A 19,993-nucleotide genomic window follows, 5' to 3' on the forward strand; every position below is an offset into this window, starting at 1 on the left:
ACTGATAAAAGTTTTATTTTTCAACCAAAAAATGTTATAATTTTTAAAGTATAAATAATTTTCTTCGGAGGTGTATAATGGGGCTTTTTGATAAATTAAAAAAAGGGTTATCTAAAACAAGAGAAACATTTTTTGGAGGGATAAAAACCCTTTTCGCGGGTAAAAAATTGGATGATGAAGTCCTTGAAGAGTTAGAAGAGATATTGATAATGTCAGACATGGGTATGGAAACCGTTGAAAAAATATTAGATGATCTAAAAAGTGAATATAAAAAACAAGAACCAGATGATCCTTTGTTATTGTTAAGAGATATTATGGTGTCTAACCTTGAATCAGAGGGATTTAATGCAAATCCACAGCAAAATCCATACATCATTTTTGTAGTTGGAGTGAATGGTAGCGGGAAAACCACTACAATTGCAAAGTTGTCTAAAAAATATATAAGTGAAGGTAAAAAAGTTGCTATAGCGGCTGCTGATACCTTTAGAGCTGCTGCTATTGAGCAAATAAAACATTGGGGAGAAAAAATTGGAGCTACCGTTATTGCACACGAACATGGTTCTGATGCTGCAGCTGTGGTTTTTGACACTCTTAAACATGCAAAATCAAAAGGTAAAGAAATCGTTATTGTAGATACAGCTGGAAGACTACATAATAAGAGCCATCTAATGGAAGAATTAAAAAAAATTAAAAGAGTTATAGAAAAAGAAACAGATGGCCCACATGAAACCTTGTTAGTTTTAGATGGAACGACTGGACAAAATGGTGTACAACAGGCGAAAGCTTTCAAAGATTCTGTCGATATAACAGGCGTTGTTGTTACGAAGTTAGATGGTACTGCAAAGGGAGGAATAGCTTTTTCTATAAATAATCAGTTAAATATACCTATAAAAATGATAGGTGTAGGAGAAAAAGAAGACGACCTTCAAATGTTTGACCCAAAATCTTACGTAAATGCACTTCTTGGGGTTGAAGATGATGGCTGATTTTTGGAAAGATACAGTCAAATGTCCGATTTGTGGAAATGAATTTATGTTTAGTAAGGTATCTAGTCAAGCTATAAAGGTTAAAGAAAGGGATATAGATTTAAAACCTATTTATAAAGGCGTCAATCCATTAAAATATTCTTTGATAACTTGCCCCCACTGCTACTTTACATTTAATGAAAAAGATGCCGAAAATATAAAAAATGAAATCAAGGAATTACACTTTTCAAAAATACAGGATTTTTTGAAAACTCTTTCTGAAAAAGATATGAAGGGTTTAGATAATTATGATACAAAGGATTTGGATTTTTATAAAAAGCAAATAGTGATAGCTTCAGAGATATATTCTATTTTAGAAAAACCTTTTGAAGTTTCCAGATTGCTTTTAAAATTATCTTGGGTTTATAGGGAAGAAAACGATGAAAAGAGAGAACTAAAGATTTTAAACAACATACTCAAAATAAATAACAAATTCTATGAATCAGCAGATAACGATAGGGAAACAATATTTTTACTATTTTATGATTCATATATTAATTATAGATTAGGTAAAAAAGAAGAAGCTGCGAAAAATATTGAACGATTAGTGAGAAATTATTCTAAAACCAAATCTCCTTATATAAAAGCAGCAAAAGAATTACGGGGTGAACTCAAATGAAAAAGATATTATTATTTTTGGTATTAATTATGATTATCTTTATTTTTTCTGGCTGTTCTATGTTTTCACAACAAGAAGAACCAAAATTGCCAGATCAAGATATACAAGAGTTACAAGAATCGATTAATCAATTAAACGAAAAATTAACTAAAATGGAAAAAGATATTAACCAATTATCCGACGAATTTTATCAGAATAAAAGGAAAGAGAGTTATGATTATAGTGTAATAACCGATTTGAAAACTCAATTTTCTTCCATGAAAGAAAGGTTGACATTGATAGAAGGCTTAATTTATAAAGGTGAAAGTTCTGATAAAGTTGAAAAAATATTGAATTTAAACAAAAGAGTTGAAAACATAGAAAAATCGATAACTTCTATTGAAACTGGTGGGACTTCAAGTTCTTCAACAGTTATAGGTGAAAAAGTAGGAAATATTGAAGAAGAAATAAATATGTTGAAATCTGAAATTTCAGATATTAAAAATAACCAAGAAGATATATACATATTAAACAAAATAAGTGAAATAAATGAAAGATTGGACTCTATAGAAAAGCAAAAATCTTCATCGAACATTGAATTTAATGAAGATGAAATAAGAGCTTTAATTGACAAAACGATAAAGAATATGGATTTGAGTACGTATCTTGAAGATACTATAGAGTACAAAGCTGAGCAAGCTATATCCAAGCTCTATTATGGGTCTCAAAGTGAAAGCCTTATTAAAATAAACGAATTATCAGAAAATGTTTTAAAGCTTGAAGAACAAATTCAAAATCTTGAATATCAATTTCAAACATTGTCTTCAAAACCTTCAAATAGCTTACAAGAAAGGTATTTAAGTGAAATTACTGATTTGGAAAAAAAGATAAATGCAGCACTGTTTTCAATAGGTGATTCGCAGTTAAGATCATTGTATGAAAACCAAGAAGAAATAGTTTATACTGTTAAATCAGGTGATTATCTTGGAAAAATATCAAATGCATTTTCTTTAGGTCCTAATGGCGTTGATATAATTATGGCTGCAAACAACATTGAAGATCCAAAATATATAAGAGTTGGTCAAAAATTGACAATTCCTGTTGGAAATATTGAGAATTATATAGAATGGCCTTTAAAATCCACAAAATCATCTGAATATAATAGAATAGTTATAAAGTTTGGCCAAAGGACAGAAAATGGGATTTCTTCCGGTATAGGAGTTCTGCCAGCAAAAAATGAGCAGGTTTACCCTCTATTACCAGGAAGAGTTATTGAAACTGGCACTGCTATGAATGGCAATTGGTATGTAAAAATAGATCATGGAAATTCTATTGTTAGTATGATTAGTAATATAAGGACTATATATGTTAAAGAGGGAGATTGGGTTAATAACGAAAGCTCTCTTGGCTTAGTTGAAAAAGATAAAATCGTATCGCTTGAATTGTGGAAGAGTGGAGAACCGAAAGATCCGTTAAAATTATTCTTCAAAATTTCAGGAGATTTTATGGCTACATATTATACTGAGTGGGACGATAAGTACGTTCACTATCCTACTTTTAGAATAACTAAATCAGGAAAAATTCCAACTGTTTGGAAAACCATTGCTGCTGACCCTGATGTATTACCTATAGGAACCGTTGTTTATATACCAGAGTTAAAAGAACTGCCTAATGGCGGTTTTTTTGTAGTAGAAGATACTGGTGGAAAGGTAATCGGAAAAAAAATTGATATTTATGTTAATGATGTAAGACTCGCCCAAAAAACAGAAGACGTTACCATATATATAGTTGGTAAGGAGGGTTAATGATGGGATTAACGGTAAAAAGTAGCTATGCAATGAGAGCTCTTTTTGAATTGGCTCTTTTGAATAAAGATGGTGTTAAAAAAGTTTCCATATCTGAATTATCTCAGAGACAACAAATACCAAAAGACTTTTTGGAAAAGATTTTTTCAGAACTTAGAGATGCAGGTATTTTGAAATCTATAAGAGGTAGATATGGTGGTTATGTTTTATTAAAAGAACCAAAAAATATTAGATTAAGTGAAATAGTAAATATATTAGATAAACCGCTACAATCTTATGAATGTGTTAGTGGAGAATGTAATTTAGAAATTAGTTGTGCAGTAGAGTTTGTATGGAAGAGGGTTCACAATATAATGATGTTGGAACTGGACAAGATGACTTTACAAGATATTATGGATTATGGAATGAAATTGTCAAAATTGAGCAATAATGGAGATGTACAAAAAAATGTCGAATAAAAGAGCAATTATGTTGATGAGTGGAGGTGTGGACAGTTCAGTCGCAGCATATTTACTAAAGAAAGAAGGTTATGAAGTAATAGCTGTTCATTTTAAAACAGTCAAAGATGAAGTGTTTTCATTGATTCCAGAAAAAAAGAAGGTATGTTGTAGTCCTTCAGATACGATAGATGCTATCAATGTTTCAAAAAAATTAGAATTGGACGATTTTAAAATTGTAGATATACAACAAGAATTTAAAGAAAAAATTATAGATTATTTTATAAAAGAATACAACGATGGTAAAACCCCAAATCCTTGTATGCTGTGCAACCGTTTTTTCAAGTTTGGTAAGGCAATCGAAATGGCAGAAGAAATGAATGCAGATGTTGTTGTAAGTGGCCATTACGTTATTTCTGAATATTCTAATGAGCATCAAAATTGGGTTATTAAAAAAGGAGTTGACAATTACAAGGATCAATCGTATTTTTTATCAATGGTTAAACCTGAATATTTGAAAAAAATGTACTTCCCTTTGGGAAAAATGAAAAAGGTCGAAATAAGGAAAATAGCTGAAGATCTAAACTTATCTGTTGCGGACAAACCTGATAGTCAAGAGCTATGCTTTATACCCGATAATGATTACAAAAGATATTTAGTAGATGCTGGAATAGAAACTTCTAAAGGGAAAGTATATGACTTTAAAGGTGAACACATAGGATATCATACTGGTTATACTGATTATACAATAGGTCAAAGAGCCGGTATTGAATATATAAAAAATCAGAACCAAAGGTTGCATGTATACAAAATAAACTCTCAAGATAATTCAATAACAGTTGCACCAACTGAAAAAGTTCATTTTAAAGGCTTAATTGCAAAGAATATGAACAAATTTGTAGATTTTGAAGATGAGTTTAGCGCTGTTTGCAGGATTAGAAAAAGATCTGAAGAAAAACCAGCAAAAATAAAAAAAATTTCTGAAAATGAATATCAAATCGTATTCGAAGAACCTATATTTGCAGTGACTCCAGGTCAATTTGCAACAATATACGATGAATCAGGAATTGTTTTGGGATGTGGAGTTATAGATAAATATTTGGAGGATTGACTATGGATAAAAGAACAGCAGTTTACCCAGGAAGTTTTGATCCAATAACATATGGACATATTAATTTAGTCGAAAGAGCATCTGAAAGGTTCGATAAAATATATGTCTCTGTAATGAACAACATGCAAAAAAAATATTTATTTGATTTAGATGAGAGAGTTGAGATGACAAGACAAAATCTTTCTCATATACCAAATATTGAAGTAGATAGCTTTTCTGGCCTTTTAGTTCAATACTGTAAAAAAAAGAAGATCTATACTGTATTGAGAGGACTAAGAGCCGTTACAGACTTTGAATACGAATTACAGATGGCTAATGGGAATAGATCTTTGTTTCCTGAATTGGAAATATTTTTTTTGATGGCTGATATAGCTCATTCATTTATATCTTCTTCTATGGTAAAAGAAGTATCGAAACATGGAGGAGATGTGAGCACTTGGGTTCCACCAAATGTTGAAGAAGCATTGATTAAGAAATTTAAAAAACATTAAAAATATCTTTATTGAATTGTACTTTCTTATATGATACAATATATTGGTTTAATTAAAAAACACACAAGGAGGGACAACATATGGCCGTAAGCACGGAATTGATCAAAAAATTAAGATCACAAACTGGTGCAGGAATGCTTGATTGTAAAAAAGCATTAGATGAAACAAATGGAGATTTAGATGCTGCAGTTGATTATTTGAGAAAAAGAGGTGCAGCAAAAGCAGCTAAAAAAGCTGATAGAGAGACAAAAGAAGGTATTGTATATTCATATATTCATCATAATGAAAAAATTGGAGTATTATTATTATTAGGTTGTGAAACTGACTTTGTTGCTAAAACGGATGAATTTCATGAATTAGCAAATAAAATCAGCTTACAAATTGCATCAATGAATCCTAAATATATTTCAAGAGAAAATGTACCAGAAGAAATTATAGAAAAAGAAAAATCCATTTATGTTGATGAAGTAAAATCTTCAGGTAAGCCAGAACATATTGTAGAAAAAATAGTTGAAAATAAAGTAGAAAAATATTTTGAAGAGAATTGTTTATTAGAGCAAGAATATGTTTTTGGAAAAGGTGAAAAAATTAAAGATATGATCACACAAGCAATTGCTAAAATTGGTGAAAATATTACTGTTGATAATTTTTCAAGATTTGCAATTGGTGAATAATTAAAGGGGGGGTAATCCCCCCTTTTTTTTGAGGGAGGGGTAAAAAAATGTATAGAAGAATAATGTTAAAACTTAGTGGAGAAGTTTTATCTGGTATAGGTAACAAAGGATTTAATTCTGAAAATGTAAAATACTTATCTGAAGAAATTAAAAAAGTATCTCAGCATGGAATGAACGTGGGAATGGTTATTGGTGCGGGTAATATTTTTAGAGGCAAAGAATTAACTGGTGTGACAAATAGCATTGCAGATCATATAGGAATGCTTGGAACAGTTAGCAATGCATTATATTTAAAAGACTACTTCGAAAAAAATGGAATCAAGACAATTGTTGTTTCGCAAATTGTTAACTTGCCATCAGTTAGAAATATATACTATGATGACATAGAACTTTATTTTAACTCTGGCTATGTTGTTATTTTTGCTGGGGGAACTTCAAACCCTTTTTTTACGACAGATACTGCTGCAGCACTAAGAGCTGTAGAAATGAAAGCAGAGGTGCTGATAAAAGCTACCAAGGTTGAAGGAATATACGATAAAGACCCTAAAATATTTACAGATGCTGTGAAATATGATACAATTAAATATGATGACGCAATCGCTAAAAGTTTAAAAATAATGGATACAGAAGCTTTTGCTATTTGTCAAAGGTATGAGATGCCTATTACAGTTTTAGACTTCTTTAAAAAAGATAATCTTTTAAATGCAGTTTTAAATAAAAATGTGGGGACAAAAGTTATACCTTAAAGAAATGAACACTTATGGGAGGTGTATTTATTTATGGAACTTTTTTACAACGAAATAGTTTCTGTACATGCAAGAGAAGTATTAGATTCAAGAGGTAATCCAACTGTTGAAGCAGAAGTAGTATTAGGCGATGGTGCCAAAGGAAGAGCTATTGTTCCGTCTGGAGCTTCTACAGGTAAATTTGAAGCTTTGGAATTAAGAGATGGCGATAAAGACAGATTTTTAGGAAAAGGAACAACAAAAGCAGTTGAGAATGTAAATGAAAAGATAGCAGAAGAATTGTTAGGATTGAATGCATTTGACCAAGCTTTAGTAGACCATGTTATGTTGGAATTGGATGGAACTGAAAATAAAGAAAAATTGGGAGCAAATGCAATCTTAGCTGTATCAATGGCAGTTGCAAGAGCTGCCTCTGAATCTTTGGGTGTCCCACTTTACAAATATTTAGGTGGTCCAAATTCAAAAGTATTACCAGTTCCTTTAATGAATATAGTAAATGGTGGAGAACATGCAGACAATTCATTGGATATTCAAGAATTTATGATCATGCCAGCAGGCTTTGCAACATTTTCAAGGGCTTTAAGAGCAGGAGCTGAAATTTTCCATAATTTGAAAAAATTATTACAATCAAAAGGCCATCAAACTGCTGTTGGAGATGAGGGCGGTTTTGCTCCTAACTTTGAATCTAATGAAGAAGCACTTGAATTCATAGTAGAAGCAATAAAAAATGCCGGTTATAAACCTGGAGAAGAAGTATTTATAGCATTAGATTGTGCTGCATCAGAATTTTTTAATGAAGAAAATAAAACATACCATATTGACAAAAAGGATATTTCAGGCGAAGAATTGGCCGAATATTATTTGAACTTAATCAACAAATATCCTATTAAATCAATAGAAGATCCATTTGACCAAGATGATTGGGATGCGTATACCCTATTCACTGAAAAAGTTCAAGACAAAGCCCAAGTAGTTGGAGACGATTTGTTTGTTACTAACGTAAAAAGATTACAAAAGGGAATAGATCTTAAAGCTGCCACATCGATTTTGATAAAATTAAATCAAATAGGTACAGTTACTGAAACTTTAGATGCTATAGAATTAGCAAAAACATACAATTTAACAAATATAATTTCACATAGATCAGGCGAATCAGAAGATACTTTTATAGCAGACTTAGCTGTAGCTACTAATGCTGGTTTTATTAAAACTGGTTCATTATCAAGAACCGATAGAATTGCAAAATACAATCAGTTATTGAGAATTGAAGAAGAACTTGGAGAAATAGCAATATATAAAGGATTAAATTCTTTTTACTCAATAAAAAAATAAAGGATAAAAATTTCCCGGCTAGTTAGATAAGCCGGGATTTTTTTAAAATAAAATTTGTGGAACGTGTTTAACAGGATGATCTATTATATGTCCTTCAAAATCATATGCCTCTTTAATAACTCCTTTTGTAATAACTTCTTTTGGTGAGCCATCCTTAAAAACTCTACCATTTTTCATTACTATTATTCTTTTTGAAAAAATGGAAGCTAAGTTTATATCATGAAAAATAGAAATAACAGTCTTATTCATTGAATCAGAAAATTCCTCAACTAATTTCATCAAAAGGTCTGTATGTCCTGGATCAAGATGTGAAGTGAATTCATCTAATAACAATATGTCAGCTTCTTGGGCAAAAGCTCTTGCAATCATAACCCTTTGTTTTTCTCCTCCAGAAAGATTAGAAAATATTTTATTTTTCATGTTTTCCAAATCTGCATATTGTAAAGATTTTTCTATAATATTTCTATCTTCATAATTTTCAAAAAAAGAAAATCTTTTAGAGTATGGAAGCCTAGCTGTAGATATGATGCTCTCCACATCGTAATTAAATATTGTGTTAAATTCTTGTGGAACTACAGCCAAATACCTCGATAATTCTTTATTAGTATATTTGTTTAGATATTTTCCTTTTATTGAAATTTTTCCTTGATAATTTGAAATCAACTTTGAAATTATTTTTATTAAAGTTGATTTGCCAGAACCATTAGGGCCTATTATAGAAACTCTTTCTCCACTTTTAATAAGCAAATTGTTAATTTTTAAATTAAAATTATCACCATAAGTAAATTCTAAATTTTCAATTTTAATCATGATTTATTCCTACTTTTTTTCATAACGTATATAAATAAAGGAGCTCCTGCTAAGGAGGTAATAACCCCGATTGGGAGTTCAGAAGGAGCAAAAATTGTTCTTGAAATATAATCACAAATCATCAAGAATATTCCACCCAAAAAAAGGTTGTATAACGATGAAAGTCGGGAATGAGGTCCCTTTATCATTCTAACTATATGTGGAATAATCAATCCTACAAATCCTATTATTCCAGCTTTTGCAACAGCTGCTGAAACAGCAAGCACACTTATAACGATCAATAAAATTTTAATTTTTTCTGGATTTATTCCAGAAAAAACTGCTAAATTATCTCCCATAGAGAGTACATTTAACTCTTTAGAAAAGAAAAAAATTGTTGATACTAAGACTGTTAAAACAATAAAAAGAATAATATTATCGTTCCAACCTATGTCGCCTGTAGATCCCATAAGCCATAAATTAACATGAATTAAGTTACGCCAATACATAACAGTTAACAAAGTGGATAGTGAATTAAATAAGAAGCTGATTATAACACCACTTAATATCAATGAGAGAATAGGTATTTTCTTTCCTTCACGGGAAATGTACAATACAATGAAGGTAGTTGCCATTGCAAATGCAAAAGAGAAAAATTCTATTCCAAATATTAATGTTATGCCGAAAACAGAACTTAATGCTGTGTATAAAACTGCTCCAAAACTTGCTCCAGAAGATATCCCTATTATATAAGGATCTGCAAGCGGATTTTGTATTATTAATTGTAAAATATTTCCAGATATAGCCAAAATACTACCAACTAAAAAACTTCCTATGACTCTTGGTAGTCTTAAATCTAATATTAAAGTTTTATACATGGGGTTGGCTTCATCGGTGAATATTTTTATTATTTCTTCAAAAGGTATTTTTACAGATCCAAACGATGTAAAAATAATCACTAAAATAAAACTTATGATTATGGTTAATAGTAAAAGAAGGGGAGAAAATCCCCCCATATGACTTTTTTTTGTCATTTTGTTTCCTTAAAATATTCATACATTTTTTCTATCACATCTAAAATTGATGGCGATGCTTGTGAAGCCTTATCGTTATTTATAGTTAAAATATTTTCATTCTTAACAGCCTTTAAAGAACTGAATTGTTCGGTTCTGTTGATTGTATCAACTAAAGAGTTGTCTCCGGTAAAATAAGATGGAACTATTATTATATCTGGATTTTCTTTTAAAAGATATTCTGGCCCAACAGATAGCCACCCATTATTTCCCGTTAAAGGAGCGGCCACGTTTAAACCCCCAGCCAGTGAGATTGCCTCATTTAAAAATGAACCAGTTCCAGTTGTCCAAATCTCTGATATGTTTTGAACTGAGATCATGGCATAAAAAACTCTTGGTTTATCTTTCCATAAAGAAGTTTTTTTACCAATATCACTTATAGTTTTTCTGAAATCAGCTGAAATGTTTTGAGCCAAATTTCTTTTCTCAAGTATTATTCCCAACTTTTGAACTACTTGTGGGATATCGTTTAAAGAAGTTGGATTAACTACGAATGTTTTAATTCCAAATTCTTCAAGTCTTTCAACTTCCGGTTCTTGGAATCCCCCTGTTAAAAAAACTACATCTGGGTTTAAAGAAATTATTTTTTCCATATTCAATGGGTAAACATTTCCAATTTTTTCTGCTTCTATGTGTACATCCCAATCTGTAACCCCAACGACTTTATCTTCGCTTTTTAAATGCACTAAATAGTCTGAAACTAAAGGAGCAGCAGAAACTATCCTTTCAACAGGGCTTTCGAATTCAACCACTCTTCCAAGATCGTCTACCAATGTGATTGAAAAAGAAAGAACAAAGAACAAGCTTAAAATACTAACCAACAAAAGTTTTTTCATAAAAATCCTCCTAAAAATGTATTACGCCATAAAAAAATCCCCATCATCTTTGGCGCGAAGAGATGAAGGTATCCTATTTTTTTGGAGAATATCCCGACTTATGAGCTGCCTACTAACTGAACCTTCCCAGTAAAACCAGTGGTCTAAATCAGCTTTCGTTCTCAATCACGGTGGCGCGACCGTAACAGATTTTCACTGTTTTCCTCTCCAAAAAAATGGAGGAATTATTAACTTATATATCTTATATAAAAATTATATCAGAATACTTGTCCAAATCCAAATGTAAATCCACCTATTAATTCTTTATTCCAGCCATACTCAAATCTTAATTGGCCCAAGAAAGGCACTGTTAATTTTACACCGGCTCCAAAGGAATAAAGAGGATCGTTTAATAGTTTGGTGAAGTCATTTTCAGCATTTCCGTAATCAAAAAATGTAAAAAGGTCTATTGGTACAGGAGTTTTAGCAACTTCATACATGAGCTCTGTGTTGAATAAGAAATTCGTATCCCCTCTTTTTGCAGAGGTATAAGTTCTAACAGAGTTCATACCACCTACTAAGTATCCAAATAAGTCGTTAGCTGTAGAGTCGTTTGCGTATCCAACTTTTAACCTTGTACCACTTGTAAATTTATAGAAACTTCTGAAGAATTTTCCTTCCAAGTTTAAACCATAATAGTTGTTAGAAAAATTTTCAAAGTTTGCAGCACCAAAAACACTTGAAGAGAAATACTCTCCATTATAAGGCCTATAAGGACTATCCAAACTATTATAGAGATAACCAATGGATCCACTACCCTGGCTTATATCACCTTTATCTTTTGTGTTGTAATAATCATAAGAAACACTATTTGTGATATATGAAAAATCAGAAATCTGATATCTTGGTGAAACATTAAAAGAGATTTGATTTGTAACTGTTGCATTCAAAGTATCGTTGAATAGTCCCTTAGGTGTATATTTGTAATCAAATCCTACACCCAAATTGACATCAGATTTAAACAACTTTATAACGTCATAAGTTAGTCCAACTTTATATTCTTCTTTTAAAGGGTTGATTTCCGTATTGATACCAAAGGTTTGGCCATAACCAAAAGGATTAGGCATATTAACTTCAGCATAACCCGAGAAGCCATAATACCATGGTTTTTCTTTTGGCATTTCCCAGTTTATTCCCCCCATGAGTTTACCTCTCTTAGTAGATTCTATAGGTTTTAAAGAGAAGTTGACATATTCTTCTTCCATGGAAGTTGGGAGTAATTCTACATCTTCGTAAAATCCTGAGCCTGTAAAAGCTGTAACTGTATTTCTGAGATATTTAGAGTTGGCAGGGTCATCTTTTTTCATGTGTACAAAAGAATCAACAATATAATCTTGAGTTTTTGCTGTAGCTTCTTTTGTTATTTCCACATTTCCAATTTTTTTCTCTTTTATATTAAAAGTAAGTATTTTATCCAAATAATCTATTTGTACTTCTGTAAATAAATATTCATTTTCTTTGTAAAGTTGGTTGATTTTATCTATAGATTTTAAAACATCTAAGTTTGAAATTGTTGCATTATCTGTTATTTCTAAATTATCTCTAATTCTAAAATCTTCAATGTAATTGTTCCCTTCTATATTGATAGAATCGAGTTGTTTTTCTCCATCTAAAAATTTTGGCATTTCTCCGCCAATAACAAGCAAAAGCTCTCCTCCAATATTGTCTTCAATATCTATTTCTTCAAAATTTATAGTTGTATTTTCAGAAAAATATGGCATTTCCCTTAATGTACCTATTAATTTTTGCATTGATTCATTTGAAGGGTATGTTTCTTTTTTTGGAGACCTAAAAAGGAAGAATTTGTCCTTCCAGTCTTTTCTGAAATTAAACTGAACTCTATTTTTTATCTCTTCTTTGTCCAAATATTGAAAATCATCTGTTAATTTTAAATCCCAAAGAGAATACTCTTTGATGATTAAAACCAGTGTGTCAGACGAATATTTTGTGTCTTTTGTCTCATATTCATCAAGTGATAAGTTGTCTCCTGAAAGATTTAAGTTAGAATCTATAGAAATATATGGATATCCCTTACTACTATATAAATTGTTAATTTGTTTCAAAATATCCTTATAATTATTGACATTTAATGGTAGTCCAGTCTGAACTTCTATGCTATCTTTTATGATATCTTTATTAACTAATTTATCACCATCTATTTCAATTGCATAATCTCTTATGATGGGATTATAAGTTATTAAAAATTTTAATAAGCCTTGCTCTTCATTTAATATAAAATCAATAGACGAAAAATATCCCAAATTCCCCATCTGCCTTATAGCAAGTTTTATATCGATTTCACCAACATATTTTCCTTCTTCAATATCGTAATCTTCTAAAATAGAATTAACACTTGTGGCTGTGAAGCTTATATCTTTGTCAAATTCAATAGTTTCAAGTTTTGTGATTGAAAATGATATCACTACAACCATCAATAGAGTTAAAAGCAGTAAAAATTTCTTCATTTTATATATCCTCCCTAATTTTATTTTCTAATGAAATTATTAATTCTTTAATTTCTTTCATAATTGATATTTTATTTAAATCATCTATAAATTTTTTCAAATTTTTAGTATTCAGATTATATTCATTATCTTTATAACATCTTTTAATAACCCAATCTACATCATTATTTAAATATATTACACTGAATATAGTAGAACCCAAATCACCAATTGGTTGACAATCTATATGATTTTTTTTAAACTTACATTTTATAGTTGTTCCCTTGTCTTTTTTTGAATCAATTTTGAAATAACCTCCCGTTATCTCTGAAGAATATTTTAAAAAAGGCAGTCCAAAACCAATTTTTTTAACTCTTTCTTTTTTAGTTGTAAAAAAAGGATCTAAAGCCAAATTTTTAGTTTCGTCATCCATCCCTTTTCCATCATCTTCAACAATAAATTCAAAATTTTCTTCATCCTCATAAATTTCGAGTTTACAATTGCTGGATTTTGCATATGCAGCATTTTCACAAATATCCAAAATATGATCTGATATGTTAGTTAGTGTTGCCATATAGGGTACACCTTCTTATTGTATATCGCTTCTTTTAACGCTATAAAAGATCTATTTTTAGCTCTTACTTGGCATGAAAAATGGTTAAGTTCATCAGGAGTATGCGCATCATTTCCAAAGATAAAATTGCTAAATCCAAGGTCTTTTGCAAATTCAATTTCTTTTTCATTTTTAACTTCTACTGCATCAAATTCAATATCTTTTGGTGGTAACCCTAATTGAGTTATAAGTCCAAAAGCTCTGAATATGTGGGCAGGAAAAACAATAGTTTCATATTTTTTTGCTTCCATAACAAGTTTATTTATACTATATTTTGAAGAACTACCCAAATAAGGGTTTTCTAATATATATTCAAAATCACCTTCACCATTTAAACAAATTTGATATCCAAATTTTTCAGGATCGTATTTGTTAATAATGAGAGAACTTTCTATAAATTTTCCGAATTTTTCTGCTTCATCCAGTTTGTTAAAAAGAATTATTACATGAACCTCTTCAATAGTCTGTACTTCTATTCCAGGAACTATTTTAATATCAGTATTACTAAAATAATTAATAAATGGCCTGATATTTCTAGTAGAGTTGTGATCTGTAATAGCTAACCAATTAATATTGCTTTTTAGCAACAACTCTTTGTATAGATCTGAAGACATTGAGATATCAGCGCATGGAGATAATACTGTATGATTATGAAATGAACAATTAAATAGAGCCATTATCTTTTAAAATTTTGTATATTTTTCCAGTTATTTCAAAACCAGATAATTCGGTTTTTAAAAGATTAATTCTCATATCCTTAGCTCTTTCTAATGTTTCTGGCAAGTAATTAAGATTTTCAGGAATAAGAATCGCTTTTGCCCCTATAACTTCTGCTACTGCTATTATATTTTGGTGAGTTTGATGGGTTATCCATATGCAATTTTCTTTACCATTTCTCATTACTTCAGATAATAGATCGCCGATAACTCCAGCATTTATTTTAACTTTTAAATTACCTTCATTTACTAATTCCAAGTTAAACTCAGAAATAATGTCTTCTAATATCAATGTTATCCCCCCTGATCATTTAAATAAAATAACATTTCAAGTTTTACCCCTTTATTCAGACTCGATATCAAGGTCATCCTGTCAGAAAATCTTTTCATATTTGGTAATCCCATGCCAGCTCCAAATCCTTTTTCTCTTACGTTTTCTGGTGCCGTTGAATAACCTTCAGTCAATGCAGTTTCAATATCTTCTATTCCTTTACCCCTATCTTCTATAAAAACCTTTATATGGTCTTCATTTATCCAGCAATAAATACATCCTTCAGAGTTAGAATGTATTACTATATTTGCCTCGCCCTCATATGTTGAAATAGATATTTTTCTAACTAAATCTTGTTTTATACCTTTTTCAATCAAAAATTTTTTCAATTTTGTAGCACCTAATCCGACCATTTCAACAGATTTATAGTTAACTTTGAATTTAAAATCAGAATTTTCTCTATTTACTTCTTCACCTGTAATAGAAGAAACAAATTGTTTATTCAAAGTTTTATACCTTCGGTCATCATGAACATATATATATCCAAGTTTCTTGAACATCCACTCTAAAATATCCAACTTGGTTACTACCCCAACAACTTTACCCGAATCATTACAAACTGGGTATCTACCAAATTTTTTTGAATCATTTAATTCCAAAAACTTCATTATAGTGTCAGTGTTAGAGAGGTAAACAACATCTTTTGTCATCCATTTATCAACACGATCGTTTAGATCCCCACTTTCAAAAACTTTGATTATATCTTCAATGGAAAGTATACCAGCTAACTTTAAATTTCGCTTAATTACAGGCATGCCAGAAATACCCTTTATTCTCATAACTTCCTTAGCATATTTAATTTTGGTTTCTTCAGTAACTACTATGGGAGGAGAACTCATAATATTTTCTATTGAAGTATTAGAGAAAACTTTTGATAAGATATTCACAAGCTTATCTACATCATTATGAGGGCTGATCATTTCAATGCCTCATCTGTTCCCATAGAGTCTTTAAGACCATTATTATAAAGAACTGCACAAGCTACATACATAGACAAATTTGATTTTAATATTGTAATATCAAGATCTTTAGCAATTTTAATAATATTTTCTTTTATTTCTTTACCTCTAACAAATATTATTCCTTTTGCTCCTATTACAGCTGCTGTAGTAATTGTTTGAGGGCTAGTTAATCCTGTTATAAGGAACATATTCTCTTTTGAAAAAGCAAGAAAATCTGACATTAAGTCAGAAGCCCCAGCGTATTCTATGTCAAATTCATTTATATTATCAGATTTGGTAATTACTTTGGATTTTGTTAGTTCTATAAGTTTGTCTAAATTCATGTTTCACCCCTTAATCTAATATATTTCCTTTGTAATCGTTTTTAATGAAAGATTCATAAGTCCAAGGGCATTTTTCTTTAAAAACCTCGGCAATTGCTTTGGCGTATTCCTGAATTTCCCATTGTGCATGTGAATCAGCCCTTAAATCAAGAAAATGCATTATAGCCCTTGCATTTGTAGTAAGATAAAATTCAGTATACTGACCAACAGGCAATACAGTTCTTGCCATTTCTCTCGCAACTCCCATATCCAGTAATTCTTTGTACACTGAATAAGTTTCATCGTAAATCTTTTCAATTTTATTTATGGCTTTTTGAGTTAGTTCTTTATCATCGGTTTTAAAACTTCCCTGTTTATTTTTTGTGTCCTGTATTCTAATATGATCTGGAAGATAAAATTCATCTGCTTGCTTGCTGGTATATCTTCTACTTATTTCATTTGGAGACATTCCTATTCTATGTCTAAACCATTGTCTGACAACAAAAATAGGGGCTTTGACATGGAAAGTAAAAGAAATATGTTCAAAAGGTGAAAAATGTCCATGTTTTAAAAGATAATTGATCAACTTTTTATCTTTTTCTTCGGTAGATAGTTCTTTTCCATATGAAACTCTTGCAGCTCTAACGGCAGATCTATCATCTCCCATACAATCTACAAGATGTACAAAACCTTTATCTAAAACATTAATTTTCATGTTCTTCATCAGAGATTTCAGTCCTTTCTTTTGGTGATTTTTTTATCAATAAATAGTATGTAAAGAAAAAAACAAATGAAAAAAATAAAAAATAAGGTAATATGTTGATTAAAAAATTTTCAACCATAAAATCAAAATTTATTTTTTTTAACAACAATTGAGCTTCCTTGTTGTCTTTATTAAAATGTAATGATTTTTGAAGTAATATTCTTACCATATTCAAATTTTTCTTTTTATCCTCTTCATAATAAGAATTGGCCAATTTAAAAAGAGAGTTTGGATTTTGTGGGTCATAATCTAAAGAAGTCTTATAATATAATATTTTTTGCGAATTGGTATTTGATATGTCTCCCATTAATTCATAAGAAGAAGAAAGGACATACTTATTATTTGATTGTTCTATTACATTTTCCAGAATTTTAATAGATTGAGAGTTGTTTTCTAACTTTTGAAATCCTTTTGCAAAAATCAACATAGTTCTATCATTCTTTTCTATGAAGTTTGTGTAAATTTCGTATAGGTTTTTTAAATCTTCATAGCGTTGAGATTCGAAGGATATAGTTGTCAGAAGCTCTATTATAGATTTATTTTCAGGAAAATTTTTGTATATATTGTTTAATTTTGTAAAAGATTCTCCAGGTTCGGCTATATATTTTGAATACCATTTTATGTAAGAAAAATAATATGCCGATAAAGGGTTTAATCCTATATTTTCTTCAATTTTTTTTGTTTTTTCTATTATAGTTTGTTCCAAAGAAAGGCTTCTTTCTTTTTCCCAAATTCTAAAAGAGAAAGTAGTGAAAAGAGAGTTTAAAATAACCGAGTTATCATAATTGTTCAAGGCATTTCTCAACCTATTTTGTATAAAACTATAGTTATAAGGCATACTTTCAGAAAGAATATTTAAAGCTATAGAATCATCTGAACTCAAACTTTCCATATTTTCTGACCTTAACATATTAGCAGTATTTTTATAGGCTTGATTCCCCGTTTCTATGTATTTCAAATACAATCCCAGGGCATTTAAGTTTTTATCTGATTTTCTTATTAGCTCATCAGGTTCAAAAGAATAAACATAATTATCCAATTTTGTAGAAAATAAGCTGACCGACATTAAAAGAATAATAAAAAAAATAAAAATATGTTTTAGTTCATTCATTTTCCTCATTATAACCTCTCATAATAATTTTGTCTTCATGTAAAACAAATCTGACTTTTGTTATCTCTTTGTTTGGGAAAAACTTTTTCTTATGTATCATTATTTCTGCACCAGGATATATGACTTCTTTTGCTATGATTTCTCCACCTTCTTTAGAATTATCAATAGATTTTTGAAGTCTTTCTAAATGTATTTCATTTTTTGATAAATTGCTTTTTAATTCTTTAGCAGTTTGTACAGTTTTTCTATATTGTTCAACCTTATCTTCTGTAAGCTTATTTTCTTTTTTCAATTTCATCAAACCCTTTAAGATAATTGATAACTTTTTTAGATTTTGAACATCTAAGGCTATTTGACTTTCCAATACCGTCATTTCTTCATTTAAAGTTGGAGGGACCCCTACCTCACAGCTTGTTTTTACACTCATTCTACTCCCAATATAGGGGGCAGAAATTAAATTTCCTGCCATTAATGTTCCTCCAGATATTCTGCCATTCTTATCAATTATTTCTATTTTTTCTCCAGCTTTTATCAGGGAATTTATTGAAGACTGATTGATTATAACATCTTTTTCAACCTCAATATCTGCATTTTCCACATAGTTAGTTTCCAAGTATTCAGCTTTTATAATACCTTTGTTTCCACCCTTTATGCCATTTACTTTTATAGTTCCTCCAGATATTAATGTTGCGGCTTCTACTACTCCATCTATTATAATATCTTCTTCAGCTTCTACAATAAATCCTGGCTTAACATTTCCTTTTATTATAACTTTTCCTGGAAACCTAACGTTCCCAGTTGAATAGTCAACATCGCCTTTTATTGTGTGTACTTTAGACACATCTATATAAAAAGTATTTTGATTTTCTTTTTTAAAAATCAACTCACCTGGAATTGATGAATATATCTTTCCATTTTCTACCCTTGTGTTTTTACCAGTTACAACTTTTGGGTCTTCGCCTTTAAGTCCTTCTATCTCGTTACCATAAACATCTTTACCAGGTTCTCCCTTTTTTGCAGGAATAATTTCCGCAATTAACTCTCCTTCTTCCAAAGAAATTATGTTTGACCTTTCTCTCATGTTCATATATCTTTCAGATGATAAATTTTTTTTCTTTTTAACATGTAATTGCAATCTTCCTTTTTCACCATTCTTTGGACCCACTCCATAAGCCACAGAATATTCCTTTTCATAAATGGGATTGTTAACTATGCTATTAATAACATCTTCTTGAATTCCATATACAATTTCGTTGCTATGTAAAACTGAGTGTATTTCTTCTTTATTTGGTTTTGCCCCATCATCAGTTAAGATTATGTTCGCAACCATATTATCCCCTGAAACCTTAATTTTGTATTTAGCCATAAATAAACCTCCAGATTAAACTAAAGTTTTTGAAAGTATTTGCATATTTCCCCCATCAATATCTATCCATTCAATACTATCAAAAACACTTTTTATAATGAAAACTCCTAAGCCACTATCTTGATAATCTTCTAAATCTCTATGTTTTATATTATCAACATTTATCTTTGGACCTTCATCTTTAATAGAAACTGTTAATTTATTTTTTTCTAAATTTATCTCAAGATAAATGTTGTTTTTTTCTTCAAAATTGTAAGTATGTTCTATAATGTTTGCGATAGCTTCATTAATAGCCAATTCAATCATAAAAATTTCTTCTGAATTGTCATAATTGTTTAACTTTAAAAATTCTTTTAATGTGGATCTAACCAAGCGTATATATTTTTTATCAGATAATATTCCCAAAGTAATTTTTTGCATTAATCACCA

At 30.0% G+C, this 19,993-nt stretch carries 22 protein-coding genes and 1 riboswitch; of the genes, 9 read left to right on the forward strand and 13 right to left on the reverse strand.

Annotated features, from left to right (window positions below):
• Positions 1-77: 77 nt before the first annotated feature.
• From ftsY to eno, 9 genes are all read left to right on the forward strand, one after another.
• Complete coding sequence (gene ftsY, locus BLS00_RS01615; RefSeq protein ID WP_091402211.1) at positions 78-986, forward strand: signal recognition particle-docking protein FtsY; 909 nt, start codon at positions 78-80, stop codon at positions 984-986.
• Positions 979-1,644 (forward strand): DUF2225 domain-containing protein, encoded by a 666-nt coding sequence (locus tag BLS00_RS01620; protein ID WP_167848943.1) that lies wholly within the window; start codon positions 979-981, stop codon positions 1,642-1,644. Before ftsY ends, BLS00_RS01620 begins: the two co-directional genes overlap by 8 nt.
• Entirely contained in the window at positions 1,641-3,428 is a 1,788-nt protein-coding gene (locus tag BLS00_RS01625) for a 3D domain-containing protein (RefSeq protein ID WP_091402215.1), read from the forward strand. Before BLS00_RS01620 ends, BLS00_RS01625 begins: the two co-directional genes overlap by 4 nt.
• 2 nt (positions 3,429-3,430) lie before the next feature.
• On the forward strand, positions 3,431-3,886 hold the full coding sequence (locus tag BLS00_RS01630; RefSeq protein WP_091402217.1) for an RrF2 family transcriptional regulator: 456 nt from the start codon (positions 3,431-3,433) through the stop codon (positions 3,884-3,886).
• Entirely contained in the window at positions 3,876-4,976 is a 1,101-nt protein-coding gene (gene mnmA, locus BLS00_RS01635; protein WP_091402219.1) for a tRNA 2-thiouridine(34) synthase MnmA, read from the forward strand. The genes BLS00_RS01630 and mnmA overlap by 11 nt, the downstream gene beginning before the upstream one ends.
• Before the next feature lie 2 nt (positions 4,977-4,978).
• On the forward strand, positions 4,979-5,467 hold the full coding sequence (gene coaD, locus BLS00_RS01640) for a pantetheine-phosphate adenylyltransferase (protein ID WP_091402222.1): 489 nt from the start codon (positions 4,979-4,981) through the stop codon (positions 5,465-5,467).
• A gap of 80 nt (positions 5,468-5,547) precedes the next feature.
• Complete coding sequence (gene tsf / locus BLS00_RS01645) at positions 5,548-6,141, forward strand: translation elongation factor Ts (protein WP_091402224.1); 594 nt, start codon at positions 5,548-5,550, stop codon at positions 6,139-6,141.
• Between the two features lie 47 nt (positions 6,142-6,188).
• Positions 6,189-6,887, forward strand: a complete 699-nt coding sequence (pyrH, locus tag BLS00_RS01650) for a UMP kinase (protein ID WP_091402226.1) — start codon at positions 6,189-6,191, stop codon at positions 6,885-6,887.
• Between the two features lie 33 nt (positions 6,888-6,920).
• Positions 6,921-8,219: a phosphopyruvate hydratase gene (gene eno / locus BLS00_RS01655; protein ID WP_091402228.1), complete on the forward strand. Its 1,299-nt coding sequence runs from the start codon at positions 6,921-6,923 to the stop codon at positions 8,217-8,219.
• Between the two features lie 42 nt (positions 8,220-8,261).
• On the opposite strand, the gene BLS00_RS01660 is transcribed toward eno, so the two are convergent.
• From BLS00_RS01660 to BLS00_RS01720, 13 genes are all read right to left on the reverse strand, one after another.
• On the reverse strand, positions 8,262-9,029 hold the full coding sequence (locus BLS00_RS01660; RefSeq protein ID WP_091402231.1) for an ABC transporter ATP-binding protein: 768 nt from the start codon (positions 9,027-9,029) through the stop codon (positions 8,262-8,264).
• Positions 9,026-10,042, reverse strand: a complete 1,017-nt coding sequence (locus BLS00_RS01665; RefSeq protein ID WP_311044498.1) for a FecCD family ABC transporter permease — start codon at positions 10,040-10,042, stop codon at positions 9,026-9,028. Before BLS00_RS01665 ends, BLS00_RS01660 begins: the two co-directional genes overlap by 4 nt.
• On the reverse strand, positions 10,039-10,917 hold the full coding sequence (locus tag BLS00_RS01670; protein WP_091402233.1) for an ABC transporter substrate-binding protein: 879 nt from the start codon (positions 10,915-10,917) through the stop codon (positions 10,039-10,041). The genes BLS00_RS01665 and BLS00_RS01670 overlap by 4 nt, the downstream gene beginning before the upstream one ends.
• A gap of 66 nt (positions 10,918-10,983) precedes the next feature.
• A riboswitch (cobalamin riboswitch) is annotated at positions 10,984-11,144 on the reverse strand.
• Between the two features lie 30 nt (positions 11,145-11,174).
• Complete coding sequence (locus BLS00_RS01675) at positions 11,175-13,421, reverse strand: POTRA domain-containing protein (RefSeq protein ID WP_091402234.1); 2,247 nt, start codon at positions 13,419-13,421, stop codon at positions 11,175-11,177.
• A 1-nt stretch (position 13,422) separates the two neighbouring features.
• Complete coding sequence (locus BLS00_RS01680; protein WP_091402236.1) at positions 13,423-13,974, reverse strand: ATP-binding protein; 552 nt, start codon at positions 13,972-13,974, stop codon at positions 13,423-13,425.
• A complete protein-coding gene (locus tag BLS00_RS01685) occupies positions 13,962-14,627 on the reverse strand; it encodes a PHP domain-containing protein (RefSeq protein WP_091402238.1) in 666 nt (221 codons plus the stop codon). Before BLS00_RS01685 ends, BLS00_RS01680 begins: the two co-directional genes overlap by 13 nt.
• 49 nt (positions 14,628-14,676) lie before the next feature.
• On the reverse strand, positions 14,677-15,021 hold the full coding sequence (locus BLS00_RS01690) for a hypothetical protein (protein WP_091402241.1): 345 nt from the start codon (positions 15,019-15,021) through the stop codon (positions 14,677-14,679).
• Positions 15,022-15,023: 2 nt separating this feature from the next.
• Positions 15,024-15,980: a CBS domain-containing protein gene (locus tag BLS00_RS01695; RefSeq protein ID WP_091402243.1), complete on the reverse strand. Its 957-nt coding sequence runs from the start codon at positions 15,978-15,980 to the stop codon at positions 15,024-15,026.
• Positions 15,977-16,345 carry a hypothetical protein gene (locus BLS00_RS01700; RefSeq protein ID WP_205742392.1) on the reverse strand — a complete coding sequence of 123 codons (369 nt, stop codon included), beginning with the start codon at positions 16,343-16,345 and terminating at the stop codon, positions 15,977-15,979. Before BLS00_RS01700 ends, BLS00_RS01695 begins: the two co-directional genes overlap by 4 nt.
• Before the next feature lie 10 nt (positions 16,346-16,355).
• Positions 16,356-17,039 carry an FAD-dependent thymidylate synthase gene (gene thyX / locus BLS00_RS01705; RefSeq protein WP_091402245.1) on the reverse strand — a complete coding sequence of 228 codons (684 nt, stop codon included), beginning with the start codon at positions 17,037-17,039 and terminating at the stop codon, positions 16,356-16,358.
• Positions 17,029-18,153, reverse strand: coding sequence for a tetratricopeptide repeat protein (locus tag BLS00_RS01710; RefSeq protein ID WP_176759808.1), 1,125 nt, complete (start codon positions 18,151-18,153; stop codon positions 17,029-17,031). The genes thyX and BLS00_RS01710 overlap by 11 nt, the downstream gene beginning before the upstream one ends.
• A gap of 37 nt (positions 18,154-18,190) precedes the next feature.
• Complete coding sequence (locus BLS00_RS01715; RefSeq protein ID WP_091402249.1) at positions 18,191-19,564, reverse strand: flagellar assembly protein A; 1,374 nt, start codon at positions 19,562-19,564, stop codon at positions 18,191-18,193.
• Positions 19,565-19,579: 15 nt separating this feature from the next.
• A complete protein-coding gene (locus BLS00_RS01720; RefSeq protein ID WP_091402251.1) occupies positions 19,580-19,984 on the reverse strand; it encodes an ATP-binding protein in 405 nt (134 codons plus the stop codon).
• Positions 19,985-19,993: the final 9 nt, after the last annotated feature.

Origin of the sequence: Geotoga petraea (assembly GCF_900102615.1) — a bacterium.
GTDB classification, from domain to species: Bacteria; Thermotogota; Thermotogae; order Petrotogales; family Petrotogaceae; genus Geotoga; species Geotoga petraea.